The organism is Xenorhabdus stockiae (assembly GCF_002632825.1).
Lineage (GTDB): Bacteria > Pseudomonadota > Gammaproteobacteria > Enterobacterales > Enterobacteriaceae > Xenorhabdus > Xenorhabdus stockiae.
This window is the reverse complement of record NZ_NJAJ01000029.1, coordinates 1-21455: the sequence shown is the minus strand read 5'-3', so window position 1 is coordinate 21455 and position 21455 is coordinate 1. Positions and strand designations below refer to the sequence as shown.

At 44.7% G+C, this 21455-nt stretch carries 17 protein-coding genes, 1 tRNA gene and 2 pseudogenes; 14 read left to right on the top strand and 6 right to left on the bottom strand.

The features are described 5' to 3' along the window. Position 1: 1 nt before the first annotated feature. The 5 genes from Xsto_RS14640 to Xsto_RS14620 are packed head-to-tail and all read left to right on the top strand — an operon-like array spanning position 2 to position 5273. Complete coding sequence (locus tag Xsto_RS14640) at positions 2 to 1945, top strand: phage tail-collar fiber domain-containing protein (protein WP_099125493.1); 1944 nt, start codon at positions 2 to 4, stop codon at positions 1943 to 1945. Between the two features lie 2 nt (positions 1946 to 1947). Continuing rightward, a complete protein-coding gene (locus Xsto_RS14635) occupies positions 1948 to 2400 on the top strand; it encodes a tail fiber assembly protein (RefSeq protein ID WP_169926655.1) in 453 nt (150 codons plus the stop codon). Continuing rightward, a complete protein-coding gene (locus tag Xsto_RS14630; protein WP_099125491.1) occupies positions 2400 to 3128 on the top strand; it encodes a hypothetical protein in 729 nt (242 codons plus the stop codon). Before Xsto_RS14635 ends, Xsto_RS14630 begins: the two co-directional genes overlap by 1 nt. Beyond that, positions 3100 to 3639 (top strand): baseplate complex protein, encoded by a 540-nt coding sequence (locus Xsto_RS14625; RefSeq protein ID WP_099125490.1) that lies wholly within the window; start codon positions 3100 to 3102, stop codon positions 3637 to 3639. The genes Xsto_RS14630 and Xsto_RS14625 overlap by 29 nt, the downstream gene beginning before the upstream one ends. Next, positions 3636 to 5273 (top strand): hypothetical protein, encoded by a 1638-nt coding sequence (locus Xsto_RS14620; RefSeq protein ID WP_099125489.1) that lies wholly within the window; start codon positions 3636 to 3638, stop codon positions 5271 to 5273. The genes Xsto_RS14625 and Xsto_RS14620 overlap by 4 nt, the downstream gene beginning before the upstream one ends. Before the next feature lie 870 nt (positions 5274 to 6143). Here Xsto_RS14620 and Xsto_RS14615 read toward each other — a convergent pair. Further along, positions 6144 to 6219: transfer RNA gene (locus Xsto_RS14615), tRNA-Ile, on the bottom strand. Positions 6220 to 6508: 289 nt separating this feature from the next. Here Xsto_RS14615 and Xsto_RS14610 point away from each other — a divergent pair. Further along, positions 6509 to 7291, top strand: coding sequence for a GNAT family N-acetyltransferase (locus Xsto_RS14610; RefSeq protein WP_099125488.1), 783 nt, complete (start codon positions 6509 to 6511; stop codon positions 7289 to 7291). Between the two features lie 70 nt (positions 7292 to 7361). Here the strand turns inward: Xsto_RS14610 and rpoD are convergent, their stop codons facing one another. The 3 genes from rpoD to rpsU all read right to left on the bottom strand — a co-directional run bounded on the left by rpoD (position 7362) and on the right by rpsU (position 11454). Then, on the bottom strand, positions 7362 to 9209 hold the full coding sequence (gene rpoD / locus Xsto_RS14605) for an RNA polymerase sigma factor RpoD (RefSeq protein ID WP_099109706.1): 1848 nt from the start codon (positions 9207 to 9209) through the stop codon (positions 7362 to 7364). A 166-nt stretch (positions 9210 to 9375) separates the two neighbouring features. Then, entirely contained in the window at positions 9376 to 11124 is a 1749-nt protein-coding gene (gene dnaG / locus Xsto_RS14600; RefSeq protein ID WP_099109705.1) for a DNA primase, read from the bottom strand. Positions 11125 to 11238: 114 nt separating this feature from the next. Then, positions 11239 to 11454 carry a 30S ribosomal protein S21 gene (gene rpsU / locus Xsto_RS14595; protein ID WP_001144069.1) on the bottom strand — a complete coding sequence of 72 codons (216 nt, stop codon included), beginning with the start codon at positions 11452 to 11454 and terminating at the stop codon, positions 11239 to 11241. A gap of 421 nt (positions 11455 to 11875) precedes the next feature. Here rpsU and tsaD point away from each other — a divergent pair, with 421 nt between their 5' ends. Continuing rightward, complete coding sequence (tsaD, locus tag Xsto_RS14590) at positions 11876 to 12907, top strand: tRNA (adenosine(37)-N6)-threonylcarbamoyltransferase complex transferase subunit TsaD (protein WP_099125487.1); 1032 nt, start codon at positions 11876 to 11878, stop codon at positions 12905 to 12907. A 197-nt stretch (positions 12908 to 13104) separates the two neighbouring features. Here tsaD and Xsto_RS14585 read toward each other — a convergent pair whose 3' ends face one another. Beyond that, entirely contained in the window at positions 13105 to 13782 is a 678-nt protein-coding gene (locus Xsto_RS14585) for an Ail/Lom family outer membrane beta-barrel protein (protein WP_169926654.1), read from the bottom strand. A 750-nt stretch (positions 13783 to 14532) separates the two neighbouring features. On the opposite strand from Xsto_RS14585, the gene Xsto_RS14580 reads away from it, so the two are divergent. From Xsto_RS14580 to Xsto_RS14570, 3 genes and pseudogenes are all read left to right on the top strand, one after another. Further along, entirely contained in the window at positions 14533 to 15222 is a 690-nt protein-coding gene (locus Xsto_RS14580) for a hypothetical protein (RefSeq protein WP_099125485.1), read from the top strand. Between the two features lie 176 nt (positions 15223 to 15398). Beyond that, positions 15399 to 15581 (top strand): annotated as a pseudogene (locus Xsto_RS14575) (IS1 family transposase); the annotation flags it as partial. Between the two features lie 38 nt (positions 15582 to 15619). Continuing rightward, complete coding sequence (locus Xsto_RS14570) at positions 15620 to 16015, top strand: hypothetical protein (RefSeq protein ID WP_244590407.1); 396 nt, start codon at positions 15620 to 15622, stop codon at positions 16013 to 16015. An 89-nt stretch (positions 16016 to 16104) separates the two neighbouring features. On the opposite strand, the gene Xsto_RS14565 is transcribed toward Xsto_RS14570, so the two are convergent. Continuing rightward, positions 16105 to 16707, bottom strand: a complete 603-nt coding sequence (locus Xsto_RS14565) for a cysteine hydrolase family protein (RefSeq protein ID WP_099125484.1) — start codon at positions 16705 to 16707, stop codon at positions 16105 to 16107. Positions 16708 to 16898: 191 nt separating this feature from the next. Here Xsto_RS14565 and Xsto_RS14560 point away from each other — a divergent pair, with 191 nt between their 5' ends. The 4 genes and pseudogenes from Xsto_RS14560 to Xsto_RS14545 all read left to right on the top strand — a co-directional run. Then, positions 16899 to 17762, top strand: a complete 864-nt coding sequence (locus Xsto_RS14560; protein ID WP_099125483.1) for a LysR family transcriptional regulator — start codon at positions 16899 to 16901, stop codon at positions 17760 to 17762. Between the two features lie 348 nt (positions 17763 to 18110). After that, positions 18111 to 19259 (top strand): DUF1266 domain-containing protein, encoded by a 1149-nt coding sequence (locus Xsto_RS14555; RefSeq protein ID WP_099125535.1) that lies wholly within the window; start codon positions 18111 to 18113, stop codon positions 19257 to 19259. 221 nt (positions 19260 to 19480) lie between these two features. Next, the gene (locus Xsto_RS14550) at positions 19481 to 20194 is read left to right on the top strand and encodes a PFL_4669 family integrating conjugative element protein (RefSeq protein ID WP_099125482.1); all 714 of its coding nucleotides are present in this window, start codon (positions 19481 to 19483) and stop codon (positions 20192 to 20194) included. 13 nt (positions 20195 to 20207) lie between these two features. After that, positions 20208 to 21356, top strand: a pseudogene (locus Xsto_RS14545) (DNA topoisomerase); the annotation flags it as partial. Between the last annotated feature and the right edge of the window lie 99 nt (positions 21357 to 21455).

Genomic DNA, 21455 nt, shown 5'->3' with positions numbered 1-21455 from the left:
TATGTCTTCAGTGATAACGACAGACTTTGAAAAATGGAAAGCCCAACAAGTAGCCGCAGGTCAGCCTGTGGTGCTGGATGAATTTGTCTTTGCCAATGTGCCAGACTTAGACCCTACACAGACTATCAGTCGCGATGAAAAATTGCCTGTGGAAAGTCAAATCGTCCACCGTCAGGCGGTCAACAAAACCGGACTCGCCAGTGAGAACGCCGTGGCTTACAGCGTCACATTAGGGACAGAGGTCGGTCACTTTGATTTTAACTGGATTGGCCTGATAAATAAGGCCTCCGGCGTCATTGGCATGATCACCCATGCGCCCACGCAGAAGAAAATCAAAACTGCCAACGGATTGCAGGGCAACGTGTTAACCCGCTCCTTCTTGCTGGAGTTTGAAGGTGCCGCGACAGAAACCGCCATCATCACCACCGCCGAAACATGGCAGATTGATTTTACCGCCCGTCTGACGGGCATGGATGAAATGCAGCGTCTGATTAATACCGACAGCTACGGTGAAGCGGCCTTTTTCGATGATGGCTTTGCTGTAGTACGTCAGGGCGAACAGTACCTTGTTAAAAAAGGGTTGGCCTATGTCGGCGGCCTGCGCGGGATGTTGGAATTTGACCAGACGCTTAACAGTCTGCGCAATACCCGTGTGTATGCCGATTTTAGCTATCAGGGCAATCTGGTGAGCCAATGGCAAACCGTAGTGAAAATGACCGCCACAAATGAGCTGAGCAACTATGTGGATGCCGCAGGCTACCCGCATTATGTGTTTGCGGTTGCACAGATTGATAGTAACGGCAATGTGGCTGATTTACGTCGTAAAGGGTCATTGAATGATCGTGATATTGCGGCCCTAAATGGTGAGCTGAACAGAGTCAAACAGGATTATGCCACGAACCCTGCATTAAATACGGTCAATGAAAATGCTAACAGTCGCCTCGAAAAGAAACAAAACGGAGCGGATATCCCCAATATACAAGAGTTTGTTAATAATCTTGGTTTGACAAAAACAGTAGAATTGGCGATTCACGCGCTGGATAAACGCTCAGGAGGCACAGTCACTGGAGATGTAGAGGTGACAGGGACACTCCGTGCAGAAGGTGCCGTACATGCTGGAAAAATTGCATTGGCTACATGGGGGGATATTTCAGGCGGAATATGGGGGGATTACCTGAGTAAATATCTCGAACGAAAATATTCTGATATCGCAAAGAACGGCGCGGACATTCCAGATAAAAACGTCTTTATCAATAACCTCGGATTACGGGGAACAGTAGAGCTGGCAAATAACGCGTTGGATAAACGTACGGGCGGGACGGTCAGTGGCGCGGTGACCGTAGGCCAATTAATGACCCCTGCACTGACGGTGGGGAGTGGTGGCGTTTATGAAGGCAGCCGTGATGCCGCCAGTTTCGAAGGCAACAATATAGAAATTCGTTCATGGTACGGCGTTGGTTTTAAATCGACACACAATAACCCCAATGATGTAGCCAGCCTCTATGTTGACACACGCAGTGGCGATATTGTGACGCGTGGCAATGTGCTCGCCCAAAAGTCAGTCCATGCCGGAGAGGCCGCGTTCGCTCCATGGGGGGACATTTCAGGAAGTGTTTGGGGGGGGTTCCTGAGTAAATTTCTCGAACGAAATTATGCTAAAAAAAATTCTGGCGAAATTGTGAATAGAGGGTGGGTAAGAGACGAATCGACAGGTCTGATTATGCAGTGGGGGACAGAGTCAAGCAGTGGTAGAAATTTCAATTTCCCGCGTATGTTTTCCGAGTCGTGTTTCGTTGTTCTGGTCACCAATGCGGACGCACAGGGACATCGCATAGATAACGCGTTTGGCTACCCGGTGAATAATGCCGAGTTCTACGCCGCGACAAAACGAGAAGATGGCATAGTTAACAGTTTTCCCGTGACATGGCTGGCCATTGGGAGATAGCAATGAAAAATATTCAACACAATAAAACAAAACGAAAATCCGATAATGACTGGTTTTATAGTGCCGCTGAAAATGGTTTTGTTTACCGGCCGTATGATGAACCGGGTGCTTATCCAGACGACCTGAAACCAATCACCGATGACTTGTATAAAAAAATGTTTGCAGGCCAATCAGACGGTAAACAGATTGTGGCCGGTGCAGATGGCCTGCCTACCTTGATGGAGTTACCCCCGCCAACACAGGATGAATTGCAGCAACAGGCGGAATCTGAAAAACGGCAATTGCTGAGAGCGGCTGCAGAACACATTGATATCTGTCAGGATGCGATTAATTTGAATATTGCGACCAGAGAGGAAAGAAATGCATTAATTGAATGGCGAAAATATCGGGTGTTACTCAATCGGGTGAATTGCGCTAATGCACCCGATATTCATTGGCCGGAGCAACCCGAATAATGCACTGGCAGCGTAAAACGTTGCAACTGTCCCCGGATTTATCGGGGCTGTCTGCGGCTATCGTGCCTGTTCATCCGTTTATTTACGGTATCGGGCAGCAGACTGACAGTGGTAGCTATTTAAGCCCGGCCAATGCCATTGAGACGTTGGCGACTAAACTCACGGGTGCGGGCAATATTAATAGTCTGATACTGATGGTGTGCGCCAAAACCCACGCGGAATTTATGCAGCATCTCACGCAGTTTTCATCAGTGCTGCCACTGCCTGCCTTTGCGCAGGTCAAACGGATGGCAAAGACCGCCGAAAGTCTGGCCACGACCAAAATGCAATTGCCGGGCAAGCTGGGCGGCGGGTTACCACTGCCACAGCCCTTATCCACCGCAACCAGCCGTCAGGCAATCAATGCACAATTGATAGCACAAGCCAAAGTACAGGCCAGCGCAGGCAGCAGCCTTGCCGGGTTAAAATCCCAGTTAAGCGCGCTGACCGCCGCCCGGCAATCCGCCTTGCAGCACGTCACCGATGCCATGAGCGGACTGGCGGGAAAATCCGCCACGGTCTGGGCGTTCGCCGGGAAAGGGAACGGTGCACATGTGGCAGAAAAATTACGTAAAAATATCCCCGAACCGGACGCCGTGTACACACTGGCCGTGTTGTTTGCCGGAAACGATCTTCGCTCATTAGAAAGGATGCTACACCATGAGCCAAATTATCACCCTCGCCCTTGATGGCGAGGCCATTACGTTAAAAAGCCTGACCGTCACGCCATCCGTGATGTTTCAGGATCAAGACCAGAGCGGCCAGTCTTCCAGTACCGCCGTAGCCGAACAGGGCATCAAGCCGAAAGAGTTGCGTATCACGGGCATTATTCCCTTTACCGAACAGAAAACCCTGTCGCGCCTGTTTGCGCTGGCGGAAGCCAAAGACAATGGCAACCTGAAACGCTACCGGGTGGCGAATCTGACCGCGCAGGCCATTAATTTTCGTATCGGCACGTTTACGGGTACGATAGATGCCAGCAAGGTGGACGGCAAACAGGCATGGCAGGTCACGTTTACCTTGCGCGAGCATTTATCGGTGGCGGAGAAACGCGATGCCCGTGCCACCGGCGCGATTCAGGCGAAAAAACAGACCGGACAGGGTGGCACAAAAGCCGGGGAAGACCCGGAAAAATTAAGCTGGTTCGAACGCGAGGTCTTAAAACCGATTAATGACGGCATCGGAGGCGCAAGCGAATGAAACCCATCCAGCGACTCTACTTATCCGGCGATGAAGTGCATGTGGTTGATGCCAATCTGATGCTGGAACTGTCATCCTGTGGCCGGGGTTTTATCACAGCGGAAACCACTACCGATTATACCGGGAAACTGGTGCGCCTTGAGGTGGGTTATCCAGATTTGATGCTGCGCTGGTTTACGGGTTATGTGGAACGCTCGCAGCCTGCCCAGAACGGCTATCAGCGCCTGTTTGTGCGTGAACTGGTTGGCGTATTTGATAAAGCATGGCCGTGTTCGTTTCAGCACCCGACGTTACGCCAGATAGTCGACTGGTTGCAAGAACACAGCGGCCTGACGTTCACGCTACCGGATGCGCCGTATACCGATACACCCATCCCGCACTATACCCATAACGGTACGGGCTACCAGTTACTGGGCAGTCTGGGCCAACTTTTTACCATTGACGATTATCTCTGGCACCAATTGCCGGATGGTTCGGTGTATCTGGGCAGTTGGGCACATTCGATGTTTCAGGGCAAGCCTGCTGAAATCCCCAATGAATTCAGCCAGAGCCAATCGGCGGGCAATGCCATGACCATCCCCATGATCCAATCCCTGCGCCCCGGTTTTGTGGTCAATCAGCAGCGGCTGACCAAAGTCAATCTGTTGAATGAAAACATGAGCATCACATGGCAGCCGAAAGGTCAGACGGAGAATAAAACCCCTGCCCAGCGCCAGATTGATGCCGCTTACCCTGAATTATCCGCTGGATTGCATCTGCCCAAACTGGCCCGCATTGAAGCCCACACCGAAAACACCGTCAGCGGCGATCTGTCTGACCCGTTCCGCCCGCGCTATGCGGTCGATGTGCAATTGCTGGATGATAACGGCAAAGATGCCGCTGCCCCGGTTTATCGTGCAGTTCCCCTGCCATTGCCGATGGCGGGCAGTGAATCGGGCCTGTTTCAGTATCCGCCTATCGGTACTGTGGTGGAAATCGCCTTTGAGGGCGGGCGACCCGATAAACCCTTTATCCGCCAGACCTTAAGTCAGGGCAACACCCTGCCGGATATCAAGCCGGGTGAACAATTGCAGCAGCAGCGGGCGGAAGTCTCGCAGCGGGTGACACAGGAAGGGAGCTGGATACGCCAGACCGACCAGACCATTAACGAATCGTCCATGCACCGCGAAATTAAGGCCGACACCGAAACCCGCACTGTAGTGGCCCGTGATACCACGATTCAGGCTACGGATAAAACGCTGGTGTTAGGCACATCCACCTTATTGGCGGGTGCAGTGCAGCAGGTGGCGGAGGGGGATTACAGCCTGGCCACATCCGGCAATTACCTCGCCAGTGTGGGGAAAAATGCCACTATCGACGTGGGCCAAACACTGATAGAGAAAATCGGCTTGTTGAAACAAAGCATCGCAGGCGTTAAACAGGAAATCGTTGCGCCTGTCGTCTGGGTGGGCAGTCCGCAAATTAACGTGATGACGCTGATGTTAGAGACACTGGATGTGGTCAAGGAACTGGCCGAACTGACCGCCGCTCATACCCATCACAATACCGGCGCCCCCCAGAACGCCAGCGCCATCAGAGGCACCGCCCATAAATCCGATGGGCTGAAACAGAAGTATTCGCCTGTGATTGGGTAAGTATCCCTGCTCTTTTCCATTTGCGTGGATTGATATTCCGCGTGGCAGGCAGTAGAGTGGTAATGTTAGTTTAGATGTGTCGCGCTTTGACTGAGTTTGCTCCTCTTAGTCAGGGCACAGACGATAAATCATCCGGTCAAAATAAAAATAGAAAAATCAACCTCACCAACTGATTTTTCTGTTGTAGTCAAAGTAGCCCTGCTTCGGTAGGGTTTATTTTTATCCCGCATTAAACGCCGCCAGACGCACACAGCACCGTTCACCCCTTAATTCACTCCTCGCTACGGTTCATTTGGATCTGCGTTCCTGCGCCGTGCTCACGCTGCATAATTCCCACGAAATAAACGTAAACCTGACGTAAAACGCACTACACCGCACCCGCCTGCACGTTTTGGATCAAAAAATTATTTCAGTTTTCAAATCCTACAAAGCGAATCGCCAGCGTGCGCCCCTGCTGGCGTTGTAGAAAAAATCCCAAACTGAAAGGCGTGAAAAGATTTTCAGGAAATTTCAGTTTTTGGATCAAACGCGGATCGCGGGGAAGATATCAATACAATGATATTAAAGGGAAAATTATATTTTACGTGGGAAGTTAGATCATAAAGACAGGCTAAAGAAAATTCTAGAACAGAGTAACGGTGCGGCTTTGAGTCCATTAGGAAATTGAAATGAATTGAACCCGTAAACATATTGTCACTGGCTGAAAGAAAATTTTCGGGTTGGAGCAATTGAGTTAAAAATGTTCAATGAAAAAATTAAGATAGCGGAAGCTCAAAAATTCCTGTCGCCATTTTATCGCCACTGATTTATAAAAACAAAAAAGCCACTTGTCTAAAAGTGGCTTAACGTGCTGATTTTACAGCTTAAATCTGGTGGCCCCTGCTGGACTTGAACCAGCGACCAAGCGATTATGAGTCGCCTGCTCTAACCACTGAGCTAAGGGGCCAGTGAAGTGGGGAGATTATACGGTACTGTGTGGCATTAGGTCTAGCCCCGAAAATTCATATGCGCGTTTTATATACAGAAATAAGTATCTTTTAACTGATTTAAACTATTTTTAAGTGCTCTAAACTATTTTTTAGTGATACTGATGGTCTTTTTGATTAATTTCTCTGGTCATTTACTGACTTTTGATTATTGTTTGGACATAAAAATTTTACCGGTCATGTTCTGCTTTCTGTAATTTCAGAACATATCTGTATTTCCCTATAAAAATATTTTTGTGACTCAACAATATGAGCCTATCTAACTTATCAAATTCGGTTTTGTCCCATCGTAAACTGGAAGATTACTTTTTTTCATCAATCAGTCAAATTTATCGACATATTGGAGCTGGTATCCGGCTCTATGTCACTGGTGTTGGAACTGATTCATTAAATTTTTTACAGGTGGTTGATGAACATAACCAGATAGCAGAGGAGCTGAAAGCAGCGATTCAGTTAATGGATGAGCAATCTGATGTACCTTTTCTGATTGTTGCTGTACAGCCCAGTCATCAGGTTTTAGCGGTTATTGAACAGGCCGGGTTTGTGTTTGATCCTGATAGTATTACAACGGTTATGGAGCTTGATTTAATCAACTGGCAGATAAAGGATGAGCATTGCGCTGAATATGAAATCAGGTGTGTTGATCATCGTTTGTCTGATTGGGTTCTTCCGGTTAAAAGTGCATTTGAGACGGGTGATTCTATCTCCGGACAGTATATGAAATGCCATCAGGCTGCGTTAATTGCCGGGAAATGCTTGCAACATTACGCCCTCTATGTCGATGAAAAGCCAGTTTGTGCTTTAACCCTATCAAGGCTCAATAATATTGTCCGTCTTGATGATATCAGTACAGTAAGGGAAAAAATGGGGCGAGGATATGCTTCAGCATTAATTAACTATGTATTGAGTGAAGCTAGGAAAAAAGGCGCGACAGCTTGCTATCTGGAAGCTTCCCGTGAGGGAAATGGTGTGTATCGTCGCATTGGTTTTAAGTCGTTATTTGAATGTCAGGCCTTTGTTCGTGAAAGCTAAAAAGCTCGTGAGTAATAAAAAAGCGCCTGTCTAAACAGGCGCTTTTTAGACTTATCAGTAAATATTTTGATTAGTCATCAAGGAAGCTACGTAATACTTCCGAACGGCTTGGATGGCGCAGTTTGCGCAGAGCTTTCGCCTCGATCTGACGGATACGCTCGCGGGTTACGTCAAACTGTTTACCAACTTCTTCCAGTGTATGGTCGGTGTTCATATCGATACCAAAACGCATACGCAGGACTTTCGCTTCACGCGCAGTTAACCCTGCCAGCACATCGTGGGTAGCTGAACGCAGGCTTTCTGAAGTTGCAGAATCCAGCGGCAGTTCCAGCGTAGTATCTTCAATGAAATCACCCAGATGTGAATCTTCATCATCACCAACTGGCGTTTCCATGGAAATTGGTTCTTTGGCGATTTTCAGTACCTTGCGGATTTTGTCTTCCGGCATCAGCATGCGTTCTGCCAGCTCTTCCGGTGATGGTTCACGCCCCATTTCTTGTAGCATCTGACGAGAAATACGATTGAGTTTGTTAATCGTTTCAATCATATGCACAGGAATACGGATAGTACGCGCCTGATCGGCGATAGAGCGAGTAATCGCCTGACGGATCCACCAGGTAGCATAAGTTGAGAACTTATAACCACGGCGATATTCGAACTTATCAACCGCTTTCATCAGGCCGATATTACCTTCCTGAATCAAATCAAGGAATTGCAGGCCACGGTTGGTATATTTCTTGGCAATTGAAATAACCAGACGTAAGTTAGCTTCAACCATTTCCTTCTTCGCACGGCGGGCTTTTGCTTCACCAATTGACATGCGACGGTTGATATCTTTGACTTGATCAATTGTCAGGCCAGTTTCTTCTTCAATCTGACGCAGTTTTTGCAGACTGCGCATGATTTCTTCTTCAACTTCCGGCAGCTTATCAGACCAAGGCTTGTTCATTGCTTTTGCAGCAGTGAACCATGTCTCAGTTGTTTCGTTACCGGAAAACAGAGTGATGAAGTTTTTCTTCGGCATTTTGCACTGTTCAACACACATCTTCATGATTTGACGCTCTTGAAGACGTACACGATCCATCATGGAACGCATGTTGTTGACCAGATAATCAAACTGCTTAGGCACCAGACGGAACTGTTTGAATACCTCGGACAGCATCAAAATTTCAGCGGCAGTGCTTGGATGGCTGCGGCCGTGGCTTTTTATTGACTGACGGGTAACTTCATATTGCTCACGCAATTCCATGAATTTTTGGCGAGCCAGCTCCGGATCGATGCTGTTATCATCGTCACTGTCAGTATCATCTTCACCGTCTTCATCTTCATCATCGTCTTCGTCAAGCTCTTCCTGAGGAAGCTCAGAGCCAATGTGAGTAGCTGTCGGTGCAAGATCTTCTTCTGCGTTAGGATCAACAAATCCTGTAATCAGATCAGACAGGCGGCTTTCACCTGCTTCAACATGGTCATACTGTTCTAGCAGATAGGTAATAGCTTCAGGATATTCGGCAACGGAGCACTGTACTTGGTTGATGCCATCTTCAATGCGTTTCGCAATGTCAATCTCACCTTCACGAGTCAGTAGTTCAACTGTACCCATTTCACGCATGTACATGCGAACCGGGTCGGTTGTACGACCGATTTCTGACTCGACACTGGATAACACTTGCGCAGCTGCTTCTGCCGCATCTTCATCTGTGTCGTTTGTGTTTTCTGCCAACATGAGGTCATCGGCATCAGGTGCCTCTTCCATTACCTGGATGCCCATGTCATTGATCATTTGGATGATATCTTCTATCTGATCAGAATCGACGATATCTTCCGGCAGATGGTCATTGACCTCAGCATAGGTCAGATAGCCTTGCTCCTTACCTCGGGTGACAAGTAGCTTCAGCTGTGACTGCGGGTTTTGCTCCATAAGACAGTATCCACACTTCAGAGTATTGGTTGGTGTCAGTCGGCGAAACAAATATGCCAACAATAACATTTAGGGGGCATTTCGTTGTATTGCCACTGCCCTCAATAGCGGCAATTGTAGGGCTATCTCCCTACCTCATTCGGCACTTAAGCCGTAAATTCTGGATTCATTTTTTAGCGCTGGATTCAGAAATCAGCCAGACTTCTTTACGTTCTTCCGGTGTCAGACCTTCAGTTCTTTCTTTAGCCACCAAAAATTTAAAACGTTCTTCCAATGCTGATGCGAAAAGATGATTTAACGCATCACTAAACGTTTTTTCAGCAATTTCTTCTACTTGTATATCGTTCCATGCGGCGAGTTTTTCAAGTTGTTTTGCGTACTTATTATCGCGATATTGCTCCAAAAGTTGACCGGTTGTTAACCCCGGCTGAGCAAGGCATGTGTCGACAAGCTCCATAAATAGCGGTAATCCCGCTACCTGAGCAGAAAACATTCCCTGTAATGAAGGGACTAATGTCGCTAAATGTGGGTTCTGCACCAGTAATGCGATGAGTATGCGCATTGTCGTTGGTTTCAGTTTTAGCGCCTGATAAGTATTGGTATCTTTTTTGACAAGTTTTGCCAGAGATCGTTCCAATTGTGTAGTATCAGGTATGCCCAGCAGTTTTCCAAGTTCCTTTAGCAGGTAAAGCCGCAATGCTTCACCCGGGATCTGGCTAATCAGTGGCATCGCAAGTGAATTAAGTTTAGTTGCCCCTTCCGGGGTACTTAAATCAACCTGTAACAATAGTGAATCAAACAGAAATTCAGACAGAGTCAGTGCCTTTTCCATTCTCTGTTCAAATACTTCTCGCCCTTCTTTGCGTACTAGTGAATCTGGATCTTCGCCATCAGGCAAGAACATAAAACGTAATTGCCGACCATCATTCAGATAAGGTAATGCTGTTTCCAGCGTCCTCCATGCGGCAGTACGGCCTGCGCGGTCTCCATCGTAACAACAGATAACACTATCGGTTGTCCGGAAAAGTAGCTGAACGTGTTCGGCTGTCGTAGATGTTCCTAACGAGGCTACAGCATAATCAATGCCAAACTGAGCCAGTGCGACGACATCCATATAACCTTCAACCACCAATAACCTGGAAAGGATATTGTGGCTTTGCTGTGCCTCATAAAGACCATACAACTGGCGGCCTTTATGGAAAATTTCCGTTTCCGGTGAGTTCAGGTACTTGGGAAGCGTATCCCCCAAGACTCTGCCACCAAATGCAATGACACGGCTCCTGCGATCACGAATAGGGAACATAATACGTTCACGGAAACGGTCATAAGTGCGGCCGTTATCATTCGTGACCAGCATCCCTGCATCGCTTAACTGATTGCGGTCTTCGGTATTATGGGCAAACTGCTTCAGGACATTATCCCACCCCGCAGGGGCGAAGCCGATTGCAAAACGCTGAATGACCTCTTCACTGAGCCCGCGTCTGGTCAGATATTGCCGGGCGGCCTGTCCATTTGGTGTCGTCAGTGAACGCTGATAGAAGCTGTTTAGCTTATCCATCAACTGATAAAGATTTTGCCGTTGGTGACGTTCGATATGTCCGCCGCCTGAGCCTGCTTCGTAAGGGACTTCCAGTCCGTGCATTGTGGCCAGTTCTTCAATGGATTCGACAAAATCTAACCTGTCATAATTCATTAAGAAATCGATGGCGTTGCCATGGGCTCCACAACCGAAGCAATGATAAAACTGTTTGTCGCCATTAACAGTAAATGAAGGGGTCTTTTCATTATGAAAAGGACAACACGCCTGATGGTTTTTACCTTTCTTTTTGAGAGGCACTCTGACATCAATTAGATCAATGATATCGGTTCTTGCTAACAAGTCATTGATAAATGCGCGTGGAATTCGTCCAGCCATAAGCCCTTTTACGCCTGTTGATGAACGAGAATAAGCCGCGCTTTCTCAGAGAAAGCACGGCCTTTAACTGCAGTAGTTTGTTAAAACAAACACTTTGCGGACAGGCCGCAAAGATTAGTACAAACGAGTGCGACGTGCGTTTTCACGAGCCAGCTTTTTAGCGTGGCGTTTAACCGCGGATGCTTTAGCGCGTTTGCGTTCAGTCGTTGGTTTTTCATAGAACTCACGACGACGAACTTCTGCTAATACGCCTGCTTTTTCGCAAGAACGCTTGAAGCGACGCAGAGCTACGTCAAATGGCTCGTTTTCACGTACTTTAATTACTGGCATGTGCCTCTCACCTCAATAGAAATCGGGTTTGTCGCTGGCGTGATAGTGCCAGCCGTCTTTAAAATGGTGCGGAATTTTACTTCAATGAACACGGCTTTGTAAAGGGCCGCGGAAAATTGAAACACACAACGTCGTGGGTTATAGGTTGCCTTTTTGTACGCAAAGTAAGCAATCTGAGCCGACGTTATTAACTTAACCACACTGGATATTCAAGTAGGGGACTGATTATAGACTAAACAGAGCAAAGAGTCAGCATGTAAATGGAATCTATTGTCTGTCATTGAGTTAAATATGTATAGCCGAAATCTATTGAGTCTATCTGAATAGTGGTTGTAAACAGATGTGGTTATAAATAGATAGTGATACACTGGCCTCCGCTTTAATTATTTGCTTTAACTACCGTGACGAGATAACAAGTACAATGCGAGTTTTAGGTATAGAAACGTCCTGCGATGAAACTGGAATCGCAATTTATGATGACAAATCCGGCCTGCTAGCCAATCAATTGTACAGTCAGGTAAAACTACATGCCGATTATGGTGGAGTTGTGCCTGAACTGGCATCCCGTGATCATATCCGTAAAACAGTTCCTCTGATTCAGGCGGCTTTGAAAGAAGCGGGTCTGACAAGTAAAGATATTGATGCGGTTGCTTACACCGCAGGTCCCGGTTTAGTGGGAGCGTTGATGGTTGGAGCGACTATTGGTCGTTCACTGGCTTTTGCATGGGATGTACCGGCTATTCCTGTCCATCATATGGAAGGGCATTTATTAGCACCCATGCTGGAAGAGAATAAACCTGAATTTCCATTTGTCGCTTTACTGGTTTCCGGTGGTCATACTCAGCTTATTAGCGTGACAGGTATTGGCGAGTATACTCTGCTTGGTGAGTCGATTGATGATGCCGCGGGTGAAGCTTTCGATAAGACAGCAAAATTACTGGGTCTGGATTACCCCGGAGGCCCAGTTCTTTCTCGTATAGCACAGCAAGGTAAAGCAGGACGTTTTGTTTTTCCCCGTCCAATGACCGATCGTCCGGGGCTAGATTTCAGCTTTTCTGGTTTGAAAACGTTTGCAGCGAATACGATTCGCAATCATATAACGGGCTGTGATGTTGAACAGGATGAACAGACCAGAGCAGATATTGCACACGCATTTGAAGAGGCTGTTGTTGATACTCTGGTAATAAAATGTAAACGGGCATTAGAGCAGACGGGTTTCAAACGGCTGGTTATGGCGGGAGGAGTAAGCGCAAACCGCACATTGCGTATCAGAATGCAAAATATGGCGGAAAAATTGCACGGTGAAGTTTTTTACGCCCGCCCTGAATTTTGTACTGATAATGGGGCAATGATCGCATTTGCTGGAATGATCCGTTTGGCAGGTGGAACAAAGAACAATTTAGGTGTTACTGTGAAAGCGCGCTGGCCATTATCTGAGCTTCCTTCATTATAATATAAGCCAATACCTTTAAGGGATAAGGGTCTTTAAAAAATTATCTGACTCAACAAGATAGAGACCAGCAGAACGAAAGTACTTATTAAATCATAAAGTAATAAGGCGCTATTCAGGATTAAATGATATTTAGCCCTGAATAGCGCTTTGTTTCTACAAAAGTGAATAAAGGCTAAAGCACTAGCACTCATTTTTTCTTAAAACCGATACCCTACACCGACATTAAATCCATTAATAAAGTTGTTTACTCCCTCGTTGCGCGATCCTCTGGGAGCATGTTTTGACCTAGTAACTTCATAGGCAAGATAAACACTAAAGTTTTTCACCGGATTAATTTCAATACCTGCACCATAAGCAAGCTCATTACTCTTCAGCGTTTCATCAGAGGTAGGTAAAATATCAAAACCACCAGAAGCTGCTGGATTAGCTTCACCAGTACCCACAGACCCATCATTAGTATCTATGGAGATTTTATGTGCACTATTTGTTACATGAGCAATACCAATTAGGCTATAAATACTCAGATAATCATTGATGCGATAGGCAGGGCCTACCATTAGGGAAAAGTATTTTGACTTAAACGCTATTGGTTGCTCAAATAGTGTATTTTGATGAGCTTCAGATGCGGAGTTTGTATATTGTACGACTTGGTTTGTGTTACCCCTCATGTGAGTAAATGTACCTATAATACTGACTGGCGAGTCCCATTCATAACGGTAATGAATATTAACCCCATCAAGATAGGTATTAGCGGGCGTTGATATTTGACTATTTGAATATCCTATGCCGAAAGTCTGAGTATCAGCCTTAGCTAATGAACCATATATAAAGAACGGCATTACCAGAGTTATTATAAGTACTTTCTTTGTTACCATGATCATATACCTTTAATGTTTATTATCTGAGTCAAGTATAGATGATTTATAAAATAAACAAGTAAAAACTCATGCTTGTATAATTAATGTTAAGTTATATTTAATTCATGAAATGTATAAAATATATCAATTTTTTCTGTTTGAATGTTTTATAGATAATTACGTTATATATTATTTAATCTGATTTAGGTACGGTGAAAATAAAGATGTGTGATTTATGAATGGCATCATTTTTATTTAAAATGTTCACATATCATATCTGGGCTATTTTTTAAATTAATAGAAATATATATCACTTTTCAATAACTATTCACTTTATTACACCTTATAATATTTATCGCAAGGATTTTTGGTTTTTAAATTTTTAAGGTTGATGTCTTCTAATGTCATAATAACTATATGATATTATTTTATTTATTATTGTTTGGATTGAATATCATCAATCCATTATGGGTAATTGTAATATATGTCATACAGTGGTGGTCATTTCATTATAAAAAATAAAGTCAGTAATATTACCAACCAGAGAAAGTATTGCGATTGAATAATACTTGTTTTTAAATATGAACAAAAGGATGGGATATGCTTCAATAAAACACAGTCTATTTTTCAGTTGAATTTTTAATAGTTCCTCACTACTCAAGAATACGAAATCTTCTAATAATACAAAGACTCAGTATTTAGGTGACAATACACCGTGCTATTTATTTAAATTATTTTTCATCATATATCAATCTCAAGGAGGTAATTATGATCAAGGCAGACAAGTATCAACCACTTGGAGACGAAAGTGTCGGCTATCCACAAATATGCATTAGGACTAATCGAACGGCTGATCGTACGAATATGAAGCCAATAATAGAAAAAGCTATGGCTATAGTACAACAATATCCTTGGAGTGAGAAAGACACAATAATTAAAGAAGTATTTAAAGTATTGGGAAGTGACTTTGGCGGAGGTGGCTTTGGTCATGCATGGGTTATTTACTTCAATAGTGCAAAAGAAGGGGATAATACATCATATGCTTTTCATGCAGGGTATGGATTCGTAAAAAACTCAGAATATACCAATGATTCTCCAGGGAGAAAATTCCACCTTCAGCGTTGTGTAAAGGTTGATAGCAAAGCTATAAACCCTGAATTAATAGAAATGAAACTTATACCTAAGTTAATAGATGAAAGTAATCAGTTGGCAAAATTAATGCAACTTACCTCTGAAGATATGAAAAATGGGGTATACACGCCTATAACAAACTGCTCGTGGTTTGCAGGAAATTTATGGAACCAGATAACGAGATTGACATTTGAGCAATCTATTGAAGATGGTATCAATATTGATGAATTGGCAGATAAACTGGACCTTCCATTTATAAAGAATATTAGAGGTATTGGAGACCCCGGAATGCTTGCCGAGAGCATTAAAAATGGATTGCATATTTAACGAAAAAATTACTGATAATAATTAAAAGAAACTGGCTTAATTATTCTAGAATTAAGCCAGTATTTGTAACGAATCGTATTTAATCATATTTTCGGCTCATAATGACTGCAAGTTTCGGTCATGTATTCAAGGCGTTGTTCTTCATTTATAATGCTTATTTTTGCGAGATAACATACATGGCCACAGTGGAAGTCAAGTGTCGGTTTTGTCACCAAACGAAGGATGTTAAAAAACATGGTATTGGTAAAGGAGGTTACCAACGTTATCGTTGCTTATGCTGTAACCGTACTTTCCAGCTCGATTATACTTATCGAGCATGTCAAGCCGGAATAAAAGAACAGGTCGTTGATCTGGCAATTACACAAATTTAGAAACTGGGTCTTCTTTCACACAGAGTATGAATAAAAAAACATACGTAGAACCTCAATCTGCGGTTTTTCTGCCAGAAAGGCTTTGCCGACAACTGGAGCAGGACGATGCGACGATGCTGACCAGCCAGTTGCAGGCATTGCCCGCTGAACAGGCGCAGACCGTACTGAGCTGTCTGGACAAAGCACTACGGGCAGGAAAAATCGGTAATCCGGTCGGCTGGCTGCTGACGATGATGAAACGGGCACGGGACGGACAATTATATGGGCAGGCTGAAACGGCGGTTACCCCACCTGCTCCTGCTAAGGCTTCTGTTGCATCCACTCAACGTATTGAACGGCCTGCTTCACCCTCCTCACAAGCCCATGTTCACAGTATGGTGAAAGATATCCGTCAGCGACTGACGCTGGCGAAGTATCAATAAAATCAAACTTGATTAAAAAACGAACTTTGTTGGCAGTGCCAACACTGCGTAAAAAATAATCTTTTTTTGGGGGGGTAAACATGAAGTAATTACCTTATCACATTGGCGCAATCGATCAGCGTTGCGTATCGATCATTCAAAGCCGCCATCGCCGTTCTATGTACTGAATCTGCATCAATTATTGAACCATCAATATATTTCAGGTCTCGACTGGCACAGGCATCAGTGCAGACAAAATTTTCATAGCCTAACTCTAACGCTTTAATGGTTGTTGCAGTGACACACATATGACTCATAAAACCCGCCAGTATTAACTGGTTACGGTGAGTCAATGATAACAATTCATTCAATGGTGTATTGTAAAATGAATCAGGTAATGATTTGGTGATAATATATTCCTTACTATTAGCCTCAACACCCTGAATAAAATGAACATTATCTGTCGCAGGATCAAATAGAGCAGACCCCGCTTTAGCGTGATGTACGACATGGAATACTGGAATATGTTTTTTTCTGACATGATCTAATAGCTTGGCTGCATTAACAATCGCGTTTTTCCCTGCTTTCCCTAATGGTAGTGCTCCATCAGAATATTCTTTTTGAAGATCAATCAATACAAGAGCAGCTTTATTCCAGTCAAGTGTCTTTTCTGGTGCGCCAACGAGTTCCAGTAATGTTTTTGTCGAATTCATTATCTTAGCCTTTATAGGGAAATTAAACTCATTCAAGGTTACGGGATGCCATATCAAAAGTAATTGAGAAATATTGCATATGGCATGTGCAAAAAAGTGTGTATTCAACGCGTCATCCGTTAAATACAAAGTTATTAAATTCAGTTTGTAAGTGTTAGGATTTCTGTTTTGGTTGTTAACAGGATACATATATGGATAGTGTAAACTGGGATGATCTGAGGTTTTTTACTGCACTTGTAGAATGTCGTACTGTCTCTGCTGCGTCAAAAAGATTAAATGTGAATTATGCAACAGTATCCAGACGAACAGAGCGTCTGGAACACACATTAAGACAGCGCCTTTTTGATCGCACTCAGGATGGGTATATTCCAACGATTGAAGGCTTGCTCTTATATAAGAAGACTGTTCAGGTGAGAGAGAATATCGAAAGCTTAGAAGACTATTTTACTCAGGAGGGTAAATTTAAAAAAAGTGTTGTTATCTCAATGGTATCTTTAATGGCGGAATATTTACTCATTCCAAAACTCAGTCATTTTGTAAAAAAATACCCGGAAATCAGACTGGAGATTGATGCCTCAAATCGCAATGTCAGCATTCCAAGGAAAGAGGCTGATATCGCATTCCGCTTAGATTTACCGGAAAAGGGAGAATATTTAAGTCAAAAAGTCGGGAAACTTAATTATAAACTCTGTGCCACTCCTGAAGTTATAAAAAAGATAAACGGTAAAGAAAACGTCAACATTATTACATTCAACAGTGATTTTAGTGAGTTGCCTGAATCTCAGTATCTGATAAGGCGGTTTGGAAACAAATCTATTCGCTTCCAGTCAAATTCTGTTACGACTCAGCGCATTGCAGCTGAAAATGGATATGGTGTAGCTCTGCTTCCTTCACTGGTTATTAAAAATAGTCCGCTAGTGTCTATAGAGTTGGATGAGCCTGTAATACGTCCCATTTGGATGTTGACATCCAAACAGACAATGCACATGACAGCAAGCAGATTAGTCAGATTAGTCGCGGATGAACTGCGAAGCATTTTTGATGAAATGAGATAGTTATTTATCAATAACGTTTTATACCTAATCCGGGGTGACTGATAATTAGTCACCATTGACATAGCCAACAGGGTTTGAAAAATAGACTTATTGAGATGGAAATAAAAAGTCAGGAAGTTATCTGATGTATTGGAATAGCAATTGGTAATTCAACATACCCCAGCAAGCATATTTTAACGGATTGTCTAGCATAATATTCGGTTATAACATCCTTTTACTTTTGTTTCACAAAACTGGATGTATTAGCGATGTACATCTGATTCAATGCTGGAGTAGACCATCACGGTTATTCCTATTGTGATTCAAATGTGGTATGAAATATATCAAAAGCAAATTAATGGATTAAAAATGAAAGAGTTGCTACAAAATCACCCTAATAATAGAGAATTCCCCGTCAATAGTTTTCGGATAGTCAAAGCGTCGATAGAAAGAAATAAAAACATAGATTTTCTTAACCCGCTCAAAACTGTCGGTTTAAGAATACTTTGGATTACAACGATTTTAGTAATTACATTATCTACTGGTATAACTGATATCAGCATTGATGTTGATAATATACCGTCAGCAGGTTTTATATTGTCAGTGTTGTTAGTCTGTTTTACCTTATTTGGTATATTTCTCTCGATTTATACTTTTTTTCATGTGAAAAATCTGCCGATTGCTGAACAAAAGGATTATTATCAGCAGGCGGGGTTATCAATATTACCGGAAGAAAAGCGTCAAGCGCTACGTCTGGATATTGTGGGAAGTTATAACAGTGGGTTCTGGGTTGAGACACTGGAGCATTACCCGCTTAAAAGCCGAATTTTACAACATAATGACAAATATCGTTTTTTCCCCTTATCTGAATCTAAACCACATCAATCGCAACTATATACCGATTGGGGAATAGTTGATAAAGACGGATATTTAAAAATGTTGTATGAATTATGGGCCGGAATGCACTCTAAACATTTTGCGGTTGACTCTGTTTTGGCAGATGGGGAGATGTTTAAGGAGCTTAGCGTTCTCATAGAAGAATCAACTGAATACGTACAACAGTGTTCACGGTCTATTAATGGAAGACCTCCAGCTTTACTTTGGGGATTTGACCTCTGGCGAGCGATTGTCTTAAGCCGGAACAGTTTTGCTGCGGGTTATATTAGTGAGGAAATGGCCTGGGATAATATATTGAAAACTGCAGATTATGTGTATCAACTTTTTGATAGCTTTGATGAATTTTACACTAACTATCGATTAGGTAATGCTTATTGGAGCCGGGATTTTGATAGGGCAAAAAAACGTCTGGAAAATTTCCGTTTTTATAAATCACATTGTGATTGGCCTATTGCTCAGTTGCCTTGGCCAAAAAGGAAGGACATATTTATGGAGGAATATATGAGCAATGGTTTCGCTGACTGGGTTAATTCAGTGCTGCAGGAACAAATGGAAAATTCGATCAACGACGAAGTCGCGGATGAAGAGCAAGAGCATATTGTCCCACATATTTTGCATTAACTCTCTTATGACGTTAAATATCCGTACCCTATGATGACATAAATTGAATGAAAATTAATCTTTGTTGGCAGTGCCAACAGTGGCTAAAAAATCATCTTTTTTGACAGTGAATAAAACTCATCATTTTTCCCTTTTTCCATAACTGGTTATTTATTGAGTCACCGCCTGTTTTTCCCTGATAGTTTGACTGACTTATCAAGGCTAAACAGGGGTTTTTGTGCATGTCTGATGCAGAAGAAAAAAACGCATCTCAACCGCGTTTACGCGCCGGTGTCTTAACATCCTCGTTAACGATTGAATTACATACCCACTATGCCATCCGGCTCTGGGCAGGACGCCGGCGGGAAGATATCAGCAAAACACATCAGGTGACGGCGATCCTCGGAATGCCGCAGGTGATCAAACGGGCCGGTCATATCAGTGTGGATGCCGCTGCCGATAATCCGTATGCCGATGTCTGGCTGGTGAAGCTGGAGCAGGCGTTGAAAGCCGCATCGGCCAATCTCAGGCAGAATCTGGCTATTTTGCAGGATACCCTGAATGCCGTCCCACCGCAGATTACCCTATCCGCCGTTTCCTCTGTCGAACCCCTGAATATCAGCGTTTACAGTCATTCGCCATTAGGTTACCGCTGTGTCTGGCTACTGGTTGGTTATGACCAGCTCGCGATGAAAACGTTTCAGGCTTTTCATTACGGACTGATTTCACGGGCCGAGCGGGATGCCTTTCTGCACAACGGCAGCCGAGCCATCCGCCAGATTTACGGCCTGGTGCGCTCTTACCGTTCACTGGCGATCACCCGGCAGGATATTGCAGAGAAAACCCCCGCCGGGCTGGCTGCCATTAAACTGTTGGGTGAACCGCATCCCGATATTCTGTCAGGCAGGCAGCGTTCCGCGTTCGCCTCCCCGTTACGTTCCACAGAACACGATTAACGGAGGGGAAAAGATGCAGCTTTATTTGTGTGAAAAGCCTTCTCAGGCCAGAGACATTGCCCGCGTTCTGGGGGTGAAACAGCGTGGGCAGGGATTTCTCTTCAGTACCCGTATCATTGTCACCTGGGCCATCGGACATTTGCTGGAGGTGGCGGCACCCGAACAGTATGGTGAACAATTCGGCCCGCCGTGGCGGATGGAGGTGCTGCCCGCTCAATGGCAATGGACGGTAAAAAAAGAGGCCGCTGACCAATTTGCCGTGATCCAGCAGTTATTGAAACAGGTTGATGAGGTCATTATTGCCACCGATGCCGACCGTGAAGGGGAAGTCATTGCTCGCGAGTTGCTGGAATATTGTCGTTTCACCGGTGCGGTCAGGCGGTTGTGGCTGTCGGCACTGGATGACACCAGCATCCGGCAGGCACTGGCGGCCATCTTACCGGGGGCGCAGACGGAAGCACTTTATCAGGCCGGGCTGGGGCGGGCGAGAGCCGACTGGTTGACGGGTATCAATTTGACCCGTTTGTATACCCTGAAAGCGCAGGCCCTGGGTTTCGGCGAGGTCTTATCCATTGGCCGGGTACAGACACCGACACTGGCACTGGTGGTGAGCCGGGATAAGGATATTGCGAATTTTGTGCCGGAACCCTACTGGCAGGTGATGGCTAATCTGGAAAAAGACACTGTCCGCTTTCAGGCTAAATGGCTGCCCGCTACGGAGGAGGGCGATGAAGAAAACCGCTGTACCCGGGAGGCCGTAGCACAGGCTGTGCAACAATGTTGCCAGCAGGCCACACAGGCTACAGTGATGGCCGTCAGCAAAAAACGGGAGAAGACCCCGCCGCCGCTCTGTTTTGATTTGGGCACGTTGCAGCAGACGGCATCCCGTCTCTGGGGGATGGGCGCCAGTCAGGTGCTGACGATTGCCCAGTCCCTGTATGAAACCCATAAAGCCACGACCTACCCCCGCACGGATTGCGGGTATCTGCCTGTGTCCATGCAGGCGGATATTCCGGTGGTATTAACGGCACTGACGCGAACCGACCCGGCCATGACTGACATTATCAGTCAACTGGACGAACAACTTGTTTCCCGCGTCTGGAATGATAAAAAAATCACGGCTCACCATGCCATTATCCCCACACGTCACGCTTTTGATCTCGGTCATGCTTCCAATAGTTAGATCTGTTATGAAAGATAGTATTCACGCTCAATGAACGTACCTACCACTTTGTCATGCATCTCTTCAGATTTGGAATAA